The sequence below is a fragment of the Arthrobacter sp. Y3225116 genome, assembly GCF_059091245.1.
Genome location: NZ_JBNHGL010000580.1, coordinates 1 through 376, shown reverse-complemented (window position 1 = coordinate 376; position 376 = coordinate 1). Strand labels below are relative to the sequence as shown.

Annotated in this window: 1 protein-coding gene; it reads left to right on the top strand. The window is 76.6% G+C overall.

Features of this window, described 5'->3' with window-relative positions:
• Positions 1-376: trehalose-phosphatase (locus AC5RV2_RS19055; RefSeq protein ID WP_494093625.1), on the top strand; the 376-nt coding region annotated here is incomplete at both ends.

Here is a 376-nt window from a genome sequence, read left to right as displayed (position 1 = left end):
GGCGCTGGATTTCGACGGCGTGCTGGCGCCGATCGTGCCGCGGGCCGAGGACGCCCGTCCCCTGCCGGCCTCGGCAGCCGCCGTGGCCGCGCTGGCGGCGCTGCCGGGGACGTCCACCGCCTTCATCTCCGGCCGGGCGCTGGCCAGCCTGCGCGCCGTCGCCTCCCCGGACGACCGGACCCTGCTCATCGGCTCGCACGGCGGCGAGGTCTTCACCGGACCGGACAGCCCTCCCTTGGTGCTGGACGACGCGCAGCAGCAGGCGCTGGCGGCGGCCACCGCCGTCGTCGAAAACGTAGTGGCCGCCCATCCGGGCACCCGGCTGGAAGCCAAGCCGGCCGGCGTCGTGCTCCATACCCGCACCGCCGCCGACGAC